We start from the raw sequence: 13,532 nt of genomic DNA, 5'->3' as shown, positions 1-13,532 counted from the left end.
TCGCGCGTTCGATCAGTCCGAGAGGTGGATCACGTTCGATGAAGTACGCGTTGCGGGCCACGGTGGCGTCGGTTGCCACCGCTGTGCTCCTTCCTTTCCTCACCGCCGGTGCGGTGGCGCAGGCCGCGCCCGCGTCCGTGGGGCCCGACGGCGGCGCCGCGGGTGCCGCGTGGACCGCCACCGAAGACGGTCAGCAGCAGTACCCCAACGTCAACATCCAGTGGGATGTGCCGATCACCATGAGCGACGGCACCGTCCTCAAGGCGAATCTGTACCGCCCGGCGGATGCCGCGGGCCGGCCGATCGACACCAAGACGCCGACCGTGGTCAACCTGACGCCCTACACCAAGCTGGTCTCCAACCTCGGTGACAGCGCGCTGCAGGTCCCGGGCCTCTCGGACGCGCTCATCGCGCTGTTCCGCCAGATCGACATGTCGGGCACCCCGCTGTCCGGCGTCACCGACCTGACCAAGGCCTTCGGCGGCGGCGAACTGCGCAACTTCTCGGTGGACCGCCAGCTCATCAAGAGCGGCTACAGCCAGCTCGTCGTCGACGTGCGCGGCACCGGCTTCTCCCAGGGCACCTGGGACATGCTGCGCGAGCGCGAACAGCAGGACACCCTCGAGGTCATCGACTGGGCATCCAAGCAGTCGTGGTCCGACGGCAAGATCGGCATGAACGGGATCTCCTACTCCGGCATCAACCAGGTGCAGGCCGCGCAGCAGAACCCGCCGGCGCTCAAGGCCATCTTCCCGGTGGTGCCGGGTAGCGACCTGGTCCAGGACGTGCTGGCCCCGGGCACCGGCTTCGGCTTCAACTTCATCCCGCTGTGGCTGGCCGCGATCAACGGCCTGAAGTGGGTGCCGGACGTGGCCTCCATCGTGAACGGCCAGTTCGACACCAAGTGGCTCGCCGATCGCGCCGCCGATCCGCTGACCTTCATGGACGTGCTGCTCAACGTCTACACCACCACCCGGATCGAAGATCTGGATCCGCGCGCCAAGGCGCTGCTCACCGATACCGAAGGCCGCCGCAAGGATTGGTGGAGCGACCCGGGCAAGATCAAGGTCCCGACCTTCGTCACCGGTGGCTGGCACGACCTGTTCACCTACTCCGAATCCAAGATCTACGACCAGATCCCGCTGCCGCCCGGCCAGAAGCAGCTGCTGATGGGCAACACGTACCACATCAACTCGGGCAACGAGTACGGCAAGCCGGGCCTGCCCCCGCGCCTGGACGTGCTGCAGCGCGCCTGGTTCGACAAGTGGCTCAAGGGCATCGACAACGGCATCGACTCCTATGGTCCGGTGACGCTGCGCCAGCAGGGCGGCGGCTGGATCACCACCAACGGCTTCGGTTTCGGTTCGAACGCCAGCCGGGAGGCCGAGGTCGAGTCGGCGCATCGCCGGATGTACCTGTCCGCCGCCAACAGTGGCACCGCGCAGTCGCTGCACGACGGTTCGCTCACGGCCGCGGCCAATGCCGACACCCAGCGGCTCTCGGTCGCACCGGGTCTCAGCACGCTGTGCTCCAACGACGCGGCACAGGGCAGCGCGGGCGCGCTCTCGGTCATCGACGGTTGCGCGAAGGACTCCCGGGTCGCCGAGCTCAACGGCCTGACCTTCACCAGCGCGCCGGTCGCCGAGGAGACCGCCGTCTCCGGCCCGATCGCGGTGCGGCTCAACACCGTTCACGACGCCACCGACGGCTACTGGGTCGTCACGGTGAACGATGTGGCGCCCGACGGCCAGTCCACCGTGCTGTCCTCGGGGCAGCTGATGGCCTCGATGCGCGAGATCGACGACGCGAACAGCGCGAAGTCGGCCAACGGTGACTACACCGATCCGCGGCCGTTCACCTCGCTGGATCGCCGGCAGCCGACGGTGCCGGGGGAGGCGACGACGCTGGATATCGCGCTGCCGGCCACCGAGGCCATCCTGAAGCCGGGCCACCGGCTGCGCGTCGATGTCTTCGCGGGCAACTTCCCGAAGGGCGTGCCGGTGCTGCCGATGCTGCTGGACACCGAGTTCAAGCCGCAGCACGTGCAGCTGGACCCGAATCGTCCGAGCTTCGTCAACGTTCCGGTGCGTGGTAAGCCCGGCTGGTGAGCTGACCTGTGCTACCGAACGCCTCCGTCCGAATCATTCGGGCGGAGGCGTTTTTTCGTTCCCCGGACAGCGGACCCGACTGGCCGGTAACTTAGGAAGCGGTTACTCCCTATGAAAGTGAGCGCTCCCGACGATGCGTACCGCATTGCGTTCCGCGGTGGTGTTATTCGCCGCCGGACTTCTGAGTCCGATACTGACGCCGCAGGTTTCGGCCGCACCGATCCCGACCGGCCCGGACGGCGGCGCGGCGGGCCTGGCCTGGACCGCCGCCGAGGACGGCCCGCAGCAGTATCCGAATGTCGCCATCGAGTGGGACGTGCCGATCACGATGAGTGACGGCACCGTGCTCAAGAGCAATGTGTACCGCCCCGCCGACGCCGCCGGGCGACCCATCGCCGAGCCGACACCGACCATCGTGAATATGACGCCCTACACGAAATTGGGCTCCATGGTCGCCGACAGCCTGATCTCGATACCGGGGCTCTCGGACGCGGTGCTGCAGTTCGCCCGCGACTTCGACCTGTCCGGCACCGCCTTCTCGGGTGTCACCGATCTGACCAAGGCCCTGGGCGGCGGACTGATCCGCAACTTCACCGTCGATCGCCAGCTCATCAAGAGCGGCTACACCCAGGTCGTGGTCGACGTCCGCGGAACCGGCTTCTCCCAGGGTATTTGGGACATCCTGCGCGCGCGGGAACAGCAGGACACCGTCGAGGTGATCGACTGGGCGTCGCGGCAAGCGTGGTCCACCGGCCGGATCGGGATGAACGGCGTCTCCTATTCGGGCCTGAACCAGCTGCAGGTCGCGGCCAAGCGCCCGCCCGCGCTCGAAGCGATCTTCCCGGTGGTGCCCAGCCGCAACCCGTTCCGTGATCTCGTGGCGCCCGGCGGCGCGATCGGCGTGGCGTTCATGCCGATGTGGCTGGCCGCGGTCAACGGCGGCAAACTGGTGCCCGATCTGACCGCGCTCGCGCAGGGCCGGTTCGATACCCGCTGGCTCGCCGACCGATTGGCGGATCCGTTCACCTTCCTGGACGCGTTCTTCAGCGTGCTGACCGCACCGCGCATCGATGCCCTCGATCCGAAGGTGGCCGAACTGCTCGACGAGAACAGCGCGGCCCGGCGATCCTGGGAGACCGACGCCGCGAGCATCCAGGTGCCGACTTTCGTCAGCGGCGGCTGGCACGACGTGTTCATCAACTCCCAGACCGATGTCTACAACCGAATCCCGCTGCCGCCCGGGCAGAAACAGCTGCTCATGGGCGAGGGTTACCACATCAGCAACGGCAACGAATCCGGCCGCCCGGGGCTGCCGCCGCGCATGGACGTGCTGCAGCGGGCCTGGTTCGACAAGTGGCTCAAGGGCATCGACAACGGCATCGACAAGTACGGCCCGGTGACGATGAAGCAGGAGGGCGGCGGCTGGGTCACCGAAGGCGCGTTCCAGCAGCCGGTTTCGACCTATCGCCGGATGTATCTGTCGGCGGCGCCCAGCGGCACCGCGGTCAGCGCGCACGACGGTTCGCTGTTCACCGAGCCGAGCCCGGGCGTGGACCGGGTGACCGTGGCGCCCGGCCTGACCGGGCTGTGCTCGCGCGACGCCACCCAGCAGCTGGTCGGGATCCCCGCGATCATCGTCGGGTGCGCGGAGGATTCCCGCATCCAGGAGACCGCCGGACTCACCTTCACCAGCGCGCCGGTCGCCGAGGCGGTCACCGTCGCCGGTGCGATCGCGGTGCGGCTCAACACCGTTCAGGACGCCACCGAGGGCTACTGGGTGGCGACGGTGAACGATGTCGCGCCGGACGGCCGTTCCACGGTGCTGTCCTCGGGCCAGCTGGTCGCCTCGCTGCGCGCCATCGACGAATCCCGCAGCACCCGGCTGCCCAACGGCGACTACACCGACCCGGTGCCGTACCTGTCGCTGGACAGCCGCCAGCCCACCGTCCCCGGTGCGCCGACGCCGCTGGATATTTCGATCCCCGGCGTGAACGCCGTCCTGCAGCCGGGCCACCGCCTGCGCGTCGACGTCTACGCGGGCAACTTCCCCAAGGGCCTGCCGCCGATGCCCCTGCTGCTCGAAACCGGCTTGCGCCCACAACATCTGCTCCTCGACCCCGGTGCGCCGAGCTATGTGAACCTGCCGGTCAAGGGCAACCCGGGCTGGTAGGGAGACGGTCGCCCGGGCGTGGGCAGCGCCCGGGCGACCCTGTCCCTTCGCTTTGCTAATCTCCGGGCATGAGATCCATGGGGGGAATGTTCCGGCTTGCCATCGTGCTGGCCGCGAGCGCGTTCGCTGTGTCCTGCGGTGCCGCCGAATCCGCCGATGCCGCCGCACCGGTTGCCTTTTCGGCCGCACCGACCAGCACTACGCCGGCGCCGGTCAGCACCGACGGCACGCTGCCGGTCGACGCCGACCGCCTGGGCTGGGTGAACACCTTCGCCCGCTGCGTCGACGGCGAACGCCTGGTCCTGCTGCTCGGCACCATCTCCGATCGCGCGGTGACCCGGCCGGACGCCTTGAACGAGCGCATCGTCGTCTGTGAGAACGCCGTCTCGAAGGTGCGGGTCATGCGGGCCTCCTCGCCGTTCCTGCGCCCGGGCCCGCTCGAGGGCACCTTCTTCACCTTCACCGCCAACAGCCAGCAGTTCGTCGCCGACGGCATGAAGATCGACCTGGCCCGGGGCATGGTCACCGTCACCGACGATCCGCAGCGCCCGGACCTGCGGGCTCGCAGTGTCACCATCAGCGAATACTGGAGTGCCGCCTACTGATTCGGTTCAGTCCGGCAACGCGAAGGCCGATTCCAGCGGCGGGAACATCGCGCGCACGTCGTGCCCGCCGAACCAGAGGCCGACGATGAACACCGAGGTGGCCTCCAGGTAGCGGGCCCGGCCCAGGCCACCGGCGCGGACCGGGTGCAGTTTCAGGTCCTCGACCAGGCCGGCGACCCGGTCCAGGACCGCGGGGTCGTCGCCGCACAGCGGGACCGTCAGGGTCCGGCCCTCGAAGGAACGTTCCGGTCCCGCCCAGACCTCGGCGGCCAGCAGATTGAAGGCCTTGACCACGTGCGCGCCGGGCACGGTCGCGGCGACGCGCTCGGCCACCGCTTCCTCGAACAGCGGGAAGGTGGTGGGGCCGTGCGGGTTCGCGAAGTCCGGCGCGAACGCGTTGGTGCAGTCGATCAGGACGCGGCCGCTCAACGCCCCGGCGTTGGCGCGTAAGACCTCGTCCAGCGCGTCGACCGGTAGCCCGAGCAGGACGACCTCACCGAATTCCGCCGCCGCCGCGATGCTTCCGGCGCGCGCGCCGATCGCGGCCGCCACTTCCCCGGCCGCCGAACCGTTCCGGGCGCCGACCAAGACCTCGTGCCCGGCCGCGACCCACCCGCCGCCGAGCGCCCGCGCCATGTTCCCGGCGCCGATGATTCCGATTCGCATTGCTTGCTCCCACTTGTGACTGGTTGTGGATGAATCCGACACCGACGCTAGGGAGTTCGATAGGCACCTCCGGGTGCGCGACGAAGCTGGCAAGCTGAAGTGGTGACAGTTCTGCCCTTTGCGCCGAGCACCCCCGAAGAGGTCGATTTCGGCCCGGTGGACTACATCTCCGACTGCCCGGTCCGGATCGGTGTCGACATCCTCGGCAACTCCTGGCTACCGGTCATCGCCTACACCCTGCGGCACGGCCCGATGCGGCCCGGCCATTTGCGCACCGCGATCGGCGGCGTCAGCCAGAAAATGCTCACCCAGACGCTGCGCCGCATGGAACAGCTCACCCTGGTCGAGCGCCGCCGCTACGCCGAGGCCCCGCCCCGAGTGGAATACGAACTCACCGAGGCGGGCCGGGACCTGCTGATCCCGATCCTCGCGCTGGGCGAATGGGTGCACAAACACGGTCACGAGGTCGGCGGCGCGCTGGCCGGGCCGGATCTCGGCGAGCTCTGACGCCGCGGAGGTGATGCTTGTCTCAGGGCGGGCCGGGACACGCCGATCGGCCCGCGCCGACGTCCCGGGGAAACAGCTCGTGAACGGGCAGCAAACGACCCTCGAAGAGGCTATGACCTGCGGGAAACTTCGTGCACCCCGCTCGGGGTAGTGGCTCGGCGACCGTACGATTCAAGGGTGAGTGTTCCGCAGGCCGTATTGCTGGCAGTCCTCGCGGCTGTCGTGGGCCTGGCAGTCGGCGGGCTACTGATCCCGTACGTGAACGCCCGCCAGGCCGCGCGCCGCCAAGCCGAATCCGGACTGACGATGTCGCAGGTACTCGATCTGATCGTGCTCGCCTCGGAGAGCGGCATCGCCGTCGTGGACGAGTACCGCGATGTGGTGCTGGTGAATCCGCGCGCCGAGGAACTGGGCCTGGTGCGCAACCGGCTGCTCGACGAGCGGGCCTGGGCCGCCGTGGAGAAGGTGCTGGCCAGCGGCGAGGACGCGGAATTCGATCTGACCGCCAAGCATCCGATTCCGGGCCGCAGCCGGATCGCCGTGCGCGGCGTCGCCCGTCCGCTCTCGCCCGAGGAGACCAGCTTCACGGTCCTGTTCGCCGACGACGATTCCGAGCAGGCGCGCATGGAGGCGACCCGCCGCGACTTCGTAGCGAACGTCAGCCACGAGCTCAAGACCCCGGTCGGCGCGATGAGCCTGCTGGCCGAGGCCCTGCTGGAATCGGTCGACGATCCGGAGGCCGTGCGCCACTTCGGCGAACGCGTGCTCGGTGAATCCCGCCGCCTCGGCAAGATGGTGACCGAGCTGATCGCGCTGTCCCGCCTGCAGGGCGCGGAGAAGCTGCCCGAACTCGAGGTGGTCGACGTCGACACCGTGGTGATGCAGGCGGTCGACCGCTCGCGCACCGCCGCCGAAGCCGCCGGCATCACAGTCAGCACCGACCGGCCCAGCGGGCTCGAAGTGCTCGGCGACGAGACCCTGCTGGTCACGGCCCTGTCCAACCTGGTCGAGAACGCGATCAACTACTCACCGCGCGGTTCGCACGTCTCGGTGAGCAGATCGCTGCGCGGCGAGCACGTCGCGATGGCGGTCACCGATCGCGGTATCGGCATTCCCAAGGAAGACCAGGAACGGGTGTTCGAACGATTCTTCCGTTCGGACAAGGCGCGCTCGCGCGCCACCGGCGGTACCGGGCTCGGGCTGGCTATCGTCAAGCACGTGGCCGCCAACCACAACGGTGAGATCACCCTGTGGAGCAAGCTGGGCACCGGTTCGACGTTCACCTTGCGTATCCCCGCTCACCTCGAGACCGACGGCGACGAAGAGCCCGAGGCGAGCACGAGAGAAATCAGCCCGCGTCCTATGGGACCGAGCAGACCCAATGGTGTGGAGGCACGCAGATGACGAGTGTTCTGATCGTCGAGGATGAGGAGTCGCTGGCCGATCCGCTCGCGTTCTTGCTGCGCAAGGAGGGCTTCGAGGTGACCGTGGTCGGCGATGGCCCGTCCGCGCTCGCCGAGTTCGACCGGTCCGGCGCCGATATCGTGCTGCTGGATCTGATGCTGCCCGGCATGAGCGGCACCGACGTCTGCAAGCAGCTGCGCACCCGCAGCGGCGTGCCGGTGATCATGGTGACGGCCCGCGACAGCGAGATCGACAAGGTGGTCGGCCTGGAGCTGGGCGCCGACGACTACGTCACCAAGCCGTACTCGGCGCGCGAACTGATCGCCCGGATCCGCGCGGTGCTGCGCCGCGGCGCGGGTGACGAACTCGACAGCGGCAGCGAGACCGGCGTGCTGGAGGCGGGCCCGGTCCGGATGGACGTGGATCGGCACACGGTGCTGGTCAACGGCAAGCCGGTGACCCTGCCGCTCAAGGAGTTCGACCTGCTCGAATACCTGCTGCGCAATTCCGGCCGGGTACTGACCCGCGGTCAGCTCATCGACCGGGTCTGGGGCGCCGATTACGTCGGCGACACCAAGACCCTCGACGTGCACGTCAAGCGGCTGCGCTCCAAGATCGAGGGGGACCCGGCCAAGCCGGAGCACCTGGTCACCGTGCGCGGGCTGGGCTACAAACTCGAGGCGTGAGCCGTGTCCGTCCTCCCGGCGCGGCCCGGGAGGACGGGACAGGTCACGGCAGGTACGTCCAGGTCTGGCCGATACCGGGGACGTCTATCAGGCGCAGGCTGATCCAGCCCAGCTCGTCTTCCTGCATGCATTCGTAGATCGCCACGTCGGCGTTGTTGCCGCGGCAGGCGATCGTGCGGCTGGTCCCGTAGGGGCTCATGATCAGGTGCTTGCCCTGTTTGGCGGCCTCCAGGGCCTCCGGGGTGTTGGCGGGCACGAACTCCGCGGTGTAGTCGGCGTACTTGGCCGGATCACCGTTGGGTTCCGCGTGCGCGACGCCGGTCAGCGAGAGGGTGGTACCGAGGGCAAGGGTGGCGAGGGCAAGGGCTTTCTTCATGATCAGCCATCCAACCGCAAACAGGTGAAGCGTGCATGGCGAGCAGGTGTCCGCGCGGGTCAGCGGCCGCTGCCCGAGCTGCTTCCGCCGGAGGAACTGCCGCTGGGCGGCCGGCCGCGATTGGAGCCGCCCGCGCTGCCCGGGCTGTCGGGTTGCGGCCGGCGCACCTCGACGACGATCGACCAGGTGCTCTCGCCCTGCTGCGCGATGACCGTGTAGTCGATGGCGAAGGCCGGCTTCCAGCTGACGGTGGCGCGGCCCGCCGGGTCCGGCGCCGATACCCCGAGATACTCCCCGTTGGCGGTGAAAAGCACTGGGAGATCGGCGGATTCACCGCCGAGCGTGGCTGTCAGGGTGTAGTTGCTGCCGATGTATTTGTGCTGAGCCGGGCCGGAGACCGTCAGCTCCTCGACCGCGGCGCCGGCCGGCGCCGTCGCGAGCGTGAGCGCCGAGGCGAGCGCGATCAGCCCGAAACCTGCTCGGCCGCAAAGAATTCTGGGTGCCTGCATGCTGCTTCTCCGGATCTGCCCGCCCGAGCGGGCACGGGACGACGGTAACCAAGTCGGCGTTCGGAATGTGTGCGATTCGACAAATACTGGACAACTGACCGATTCGGCGCGGATTTCCGGCAGCGTGATCGGAATTCCACTGTGATAGTGCAACATTCCCCGGCCGGCCCGGGTGACCGGCGAATCGCCGGCCACCCCTGCCGTGCTAACTGCTGCCCGCGCTACCGGTGCCGAAACTGCCGGTGCCGCCGCGCTTGCTGCCGCTGCCGGAACTGCCGGTGCCGGTGCTGGGCTTCTTGCCCACCTCGACCACGATCGACCGGGTGTGCCCGCCCTGCTCGACGGTCAGTACGTGCTGCCCGGCACTGCCCGGCTGCCATTCGATGCTCGAATGTCCCGGCGGCCACGGCACTTTCGGTGCGCCGATGAATTCACCGTTGTCGCTGAAGTAGACCAGCAGGCCCGCCGAGGCGCCGCCGAGGTCGGCACTGATCGTGTATTTCTCGCCGACGACCAGTTTCGAGTCGGAGACCGAGACCGCCGTGGGCGCCGCGTAGGCCGATGGCGCGGCCAGGGCGGTGACCGCGGCCGCGGCCGCGAATGCCGTGAGCCCGGTTCCGGCCCGGCGCGGGGTGATTCGTGTCTTCAAGAGGTTCCCTCGCTCTGTGAAGTGAATGTGTTTCAGATTGCGGCCGGACGTGGCCGCCGCGAAGATCCGATGCCGGACTAGCTGACGTTCCCGAGGATCTTGCCGGCGCTGCCGGTATTCGGTGTCCCGGGTGTACCCGGGCCGGGGCCGGGATCGACCGGATCCGCGGGATCGATGACGTCCACGACCAACGACTTCGTGCTGCCGCCCTGCGCGCAGGTGATGATGTGACGGCCCTTGGTCTTGGGTGTCCAGTCGATCGACGATTCACCCACCGGCCAGGGGACTTTCGGCCCGCTGAGGTCCTCGCCGTTATCGGTCCAATAGACCAGCAACCCGAAGCCCGCCCCGCCGACGGTGGCCTTCAGGGTGTAGGTGGTGTTGATCGCGTGGCCGGACCCGGACACCGCGATCGATTCGACCGCGGCGTGCGCCTGGGGTGCGGCGAGGACGACGACCGCCGAGGCCACGGCTAGACCGGTGAGCCCGGCGCCGAAGCGACGCATGGAATTCATGACTGTTCTCCTGTGCTGCCCGCAGGGGAGCGGGCGTTTGCGCACAGTAGGTCAGCGAATGTGTGAAATGTACGTGTTTCGCAAAACGAAGGGTGCCCGGGAGCGATCGTCCCGAACACCGGGACTCGTCGGCTTCAGGCCTACTCCGCGTTGCGCTGCGCGTGCACCGTCGCCGGGTGAATCGCGATCAGGCCCAGGCCCGCGCGCCGCTTGCAGTGCCGGGCCAGCTCCGCGTAGGCCGGTTCGCCCAGCAGTTCCTTCAATTCCGGCCCGTAGGACTGCCACACCGGCTTGCTGCCGACGTGCGCGTCCGGCGACCCCGAGCAGTACCAATCCAGGTCCTCGCCGCCGGAACCCCAGCCGCGGCGGTCGTACTCGGTGATCGAGGTGCGCAGCACCTGCACGCCGTCGGGGCGGTCCACCCACTCCTGGGTGCGCCGGATCGGCAGCTGCCAGCAGACGTCCGGCTTCACCGTGTGCGGTTCCAGCCCGCGCCGCAGCGCCATGGTGTGCAGCGAACAGCCGACGCCGCCTTCGAAGCCGGGGCGGTTCAGGAAGATGCAGGCGCCCTCGAAGCGGCGGGTGCGCAAGGCCGGCTCGTCCTCGAGCTCGTCGAGCTCCAGGTAGCCCTTCTTGGTGACCTTGCCGCTCGCGTTGGTGGCCTCGCCCATCAGCTGCCAGTCCGCGGGTGTGAGCATTTTCACAGCCGACTTCAGGCGCTGCTGGTCCTCCTCGTCGGAGAGGAAGGCGCCGTGCGAGCAGCAGCCGTCGTCGGGGCGGTCGGCGATGATGCCCTGACACGCCGGGGTGCCGAAGACGCACGTCCAGTTCGACAGCAGCCAGGTGAGGTCGGCCGCTATCAGATGCTCATCGTTTGCCGGATCGACGAACTCGATCCACTCGCGTGGGAAATCGAGATCGACTTCCGGGCTGGGATCCATTTTTCCCGCTGGTCGAGGCCGGGTAGCAGCGTTTGCCGATGCACCTTCCGTCACACTCCGGAACGCTAACAGCTCCCATGCCCGGCTGGAGCGCGGGCGGACCCAGTACCGTGTTCATGTGCGGCTCGGAGTGCTCGACGTGGGATCCAATACCGTCCACCTGCTGGTGGTGGACGCGCACCGTGGTGGCCACCCGATGCCCATGAGCTCGACAAAGGCCACGTTGCGCCTGTCGGAGAACATGGACGACGCGGGCTGCATCACCGTCCAGGGGGCTGAGCGCCTGACCGCCACGGTGGCCGAATTCGCCAGCATCGCCCGGACATCCGGGTGTGTCGAACTGATGCCCTTCGCCACCTCCGCGCTGCGCGAAGCCAAGAACTCCGACGAGGTGCTGGCCCGGGTGCGCGCCGCGACCGGCGTCGAACTGCAGGTCCTGGCCGGTGTCGACGAGGCCCGCAACACCTTCCTCGCGGTGCGCCGCTGGTACGGCTGGAGCGCCGGGCGGATCCTGAACCTCGACATCGGCGGCGGCTCGCTCGAGATGAGCAACGGCGGCGACGAGGAACCCGACGTCTCGCTCTCGCTGCAACTCGGCGCCGGACGCCTGACCAGGGATTGGCTGCGCGAGGACCCGCCCGGGAAACGCCGCATCGCGGTGCTGCGCGACTGGCTCGACGCCGAACTGGTCGCGCCCTCGAAAAAGCTGCTCGAGGTGGGACATCCAGACCTCGCGGTGGGCACGTCCAAGACTTTTCGATCGCTGGCCCGGCTGACCGGAGCCGCACCCTCTGCCGCGGGAGTGCGGGTTCGACGTACACTCACCGCTTCAGGTCTGCGCCAACTGATTGCGTTCATCTCGCGGATGACGGCGGCGGACCGGGCAGAATTGGAAGGCGTAAGTTCCGATCGGTCACGGCAATTGGTGGCTGGCGCATTGGTCGCGGAGGCGAGTATGCGTGCACTATCGCTGGAATCCCTGGAGATTTGTCCGTGGGCGCTGCGAGAAGGACTGATCCTGCGCAAACTGGATACCGATATGAACGGCGGACCCAAGGCGACGCAACTGCCCTCGGCGGGCGCCGTCGTCCCGTCGGGCACCCTCGCGGCGCCGGATTCGACTGAAGTGGTGTCTTCATGACCGATGAGTCCAAACAGCTATCTGTCGCGGAGCTGCTCGCGCGCAACGGCCAGGGCTCCGGTTCCGGCGGCGGTGGGCGGCGGCGGCGCAGCGGTCGCGGCATCTCGGTGGCCGAGCTCAGCGGTGACCTGCCGGTCGTCGGCGGCCGGGGCAGCCACGCGGCGCCCGACCCGGAACCCGAGGCGGCCGAACCGGCCGCTTACGAATCCCCGGCCTACGAGCCCGCGGCCTACGAATCCCCGGCTTACGACCCGGCGCCCTTCGAGCCATCCGCCTACGACCCCGCGCCCTACGCGCCCGCCGGCTACGAGGCGCCGCAGTTCGATCCCGTCGCACCGGAACCGGTTTCCTACGCGCCGCCGGTGCCGCAGCCGGAAATGCCCAGCTACTCACCGATTTCCGGGCCGATCTCGCGCTACGATCCGCTCTCGGGGTACGGCGATCCGGCCACCGAATACCAGCCGCCCGCCGCGGAATACCAGGCTCCCGGCTACCAGCAGGACTACCAGTCGCCGGTACCCGACTACCCGGCTCCCGGCCGCTCGAATCTGGTCATGCCGGGCCGCGAGATGCCGCCCCCGTCGCGGCACAGCGCGCCCGCCGAGCCCGATCCGTACAGCCAGAACCGGTACGCCCCCGCCCCGGATTCCTACGCGCAGGATCCGTACGCCCCCGCCGCCGCTCCCTACGGCCGCCCCGCGGACCCGTACGCCCAGCCCGCGGATCCCTACGCCCAGCCCGCAAACCCGTACGCCTACATGCCGCCGGAGGCGCCCGCCGCCGATCCGCTGCCGCCGCCCGGTTCCGGCCGGACCGGCCGCCGTCGGCGCGCCGAGCCCGATGACGAGGCCACCGATGTCGGCCCGCCGCTGCGCGATCTGGGCCGGCCCGCCGCCGAACCGCCGCCCCGGCTCGAACCGCTTCCGCGCAACGGCCGGGCCGCCCGGCGCCGCGCCGAGGCCGAAGCCGAGGAGATCGACACCGGAGCCTGGTCGCCGGAGGAGGAGGTCGACACCGGCGGTTGGTCGCCGCACGACGACGATTCCGCGCCGCTGCCGCTGGGCCCGCCCGCCGAGCAGCGCCGGGCGACGCGCCGCGACAACGGACTGCCGGCGTGGTCGGCTCGAAGACACAAACCGCAGTCGGACGACGCCCCCGAATCGGGTGCCCTGCCTACCTCCGCGTGGTCCCTGGCCAGCCAGGACCAGCAGCTGGTCTCGGGTTCCACGGTGGCCGGTGATCTCCTGCGGGACGG

Annotated in this window: 13 protein-coding genes; 7 read left to right on the top strand and 6 right to left on the bottom strand. The window is 69.0% G+C overall.

The window, feature by feature from the left end; genetic code table 11:
• The first annotated feature begins 38 nt into the window (after positions 1 to 38).
• The 3 genes from AB0H76_RS21660 (at position 39) to AB0H76_RS21650 (ending at position 4,883) form a co-directional block, all read left to right on the top strand.
• A complete protein-coding gene (locus tag AB0H76_RS21660) occupies positions 39 to 2,108 on the top strand; it encodes a CocE/NonD family hydrolase (RefSeq protein ID WP_357326791.1) in 2,070 nt (689 codons plus the stop codon).
• Positions 2,109 to 2,241: 133 nt separating this feature from the next.
• A complete protein-coding gene (locus AB0H76_RS21655; RefSeq protein ID WP_357326788.1) occupies positions 2,242 to 4,278 on the top strand; it encodes a CocE/NonD family hydrolase in 2,037 nt (678 codons plus the stop codon).
• Positions 4,279 to 4,346: 68 nt separating this feature from the next.
• Positions 4,347 to 4,883: a hypothetical protein gene (locus tag AB0H76_RS21650; RefSeq protein ID WP_357326785.1), complete on the top strand. Its 537-nt coding sequence runs from the start codon at positions 4,347 to 4,349 to the stop codon at positions 4,881 to 4,883.
• Positions 4,884 to 4,889: 6 nt separating this feature from the next.
• Here the strand turns inward: AB0H76_RS21650 and AB0H76_RS21645 are convergent, their stop codons facing one another.
• A complete protein-coding gene (locus AB0H76_RS21645) occupies positions 4,890 to 5,549 on the bottom strand; it encodes an NAD(P)-binding domain-containing protein (RefSeq protein WP_357326782.1) in 660 nt (219 codons plus the stop codon).
• Positions 5,550 to 5,651: 102 nt separating this feature from the next.
• Here AB0H76_RS21645 and AB0H76_RS21640 point away from each other — a divergent pair, with 102 nt between their 5' ends.
• The 3 genes from AB0H76_RS21640 (at position 5,652) to AB0H76_RS21630 (ending at position 8,146) form a co-directional block, all read left to right on the top strand.
• Entirely contained in the window at positions 5,652 to 6,056 is a 405-nt protein-coding gene (locus AB0H76_RS21640; protein WP_357326779.1) for a helix-turn-helix domain-containing protein, read from the top strand.
• Positions 6,057 to 6,233: 177 nt separating this feature from the next.
• Positions 6,234 to 7,460, top strand: coding sequence for an ATP-binding protein (locus AB0H76_RS21635; RefSeq protein WP_357326777.1), 1,227 nt, complete (start codon positions 6,234 to 6,236; stop codon positions 7,458 to 7,460).
• On the top strand, positions 7,457 to 8,146 hold the full coding sequence (locus AB0H76_RS21630) for a response regulator transcription factor (RefSeq protein ID WP_357326774.1): 690 nt from the start codon (positions 7,457 to 7,459) through the stop codon (positions 8,144 to 8,146). The genes AB0H76_RS21635 and AB0H76_RS21630 overlap by 4 nt, the downstream gene beginning before the upstream one ends.
• Before the next feature lie 43 nt (positions 8,147 to 8,189).
• Here the strand turns inward: AB0H76_RS21630 and AB0H76_RS21625 are convergent, their stop codons facing one another.
• The 5 genes from AB0H76_RS21625 to AB0H76_RS21605 form a co-directional block, all read right to left on the bottom strand.
• Positions 8,190 to 8,522: a hypothetical protein gene (locus AB0H76_RS21625; RefSeq protein ID WP_357326771.1), complete on the bottom strand. Its 333-nt coding sequence runs from the start codon at positions 8,520 to 8,522 to the stop codon at positions 8,190 to 8,192.
• A 59-nt stretch (positions 8,523 to 8,581) separates the two neighbouring features.
• Complete coding sequence (locus AB0H76_RS21620; RefSeq protein WP_357326768.1) at positions 8,582 to 9,031, bottom strand: hypothetical protein; 450 nt, start codon at positions 9,029 to 9,031, stop codon at positions 8,582 to 8,584.
• Between the two features lie 205 nt (positions 9,032 to 9,236).
• A complete protein-coding gene (locus AB0H76_RS21615; RefSeq protein WP_357326765.1) occupies positions 9,237 to 9,680 on the bottom strand; it encodes a hypothetical protein in 444 nt (147 codons plus the stop codon).
• A 77-nt stretch (positions 9,681 to 9,757) separates the two neighbouring features.
• Positions 9,758 to 10,195 (bottom strand): hypothetical protein, encoded by a 438-nt coding sequence (locus tag AB0H76_RS21610; protein ID WP_357326762.1) that lies wholly within the window; start codon positions 10,193 to 10,195, stop codon positions 9,758 to 9,760.
• 140 nt (positions 10,196 to 10,335) lie between these two features.
• Positions 10,336 to 11,136 carry a hypothetical protein gene (locus AB0H76_RS21605; protein WP_357326759.1) on the bottom strand — a complete coding sequence of 267 codons (801 nt, stop codon included), beginning with the start codon at positions 11,134 to 11,136 and terminating at the stop codon, positions 10,336 to 10,338.
• A 118-nt stretch (positions 11,137 to 11,254) separates the two neighbouring features.
• Here AB0H76_RS21605 and AB0H76_RS21600 point away from each other — a divergent pair, with 118 nt between their 5' ends.
• Positions 11,255 to 12,277: a Ppx/GppA phosphatase family protein gene (locus AB0H76_RS21600; RefSeq protein WP_357326756.1), complete on the top strand. Its 1,023-nt coding sequence runs from the start codon at positions 11,255 to 11,257 to the stop codon at positions 12,275 to 12,277.
• The last annotated feature ends 1,255 nt before the right edge of the window (positions 12,278 to 13,532 follow it).

The sequence above is a fragment of the Nocardia sp. NPDC050712 genome (genome assembly GCF_040654295.1).
GTDB lineage: Bacteria > Actinomycetota > Actinomycetes > Mycobacteriales > Mycobacteriaceae > Nocardia.
Note: the sequence above shows the minus strand (reverse complement) of the source record. Positions and strands in the feature narration are given on the sequence as shown.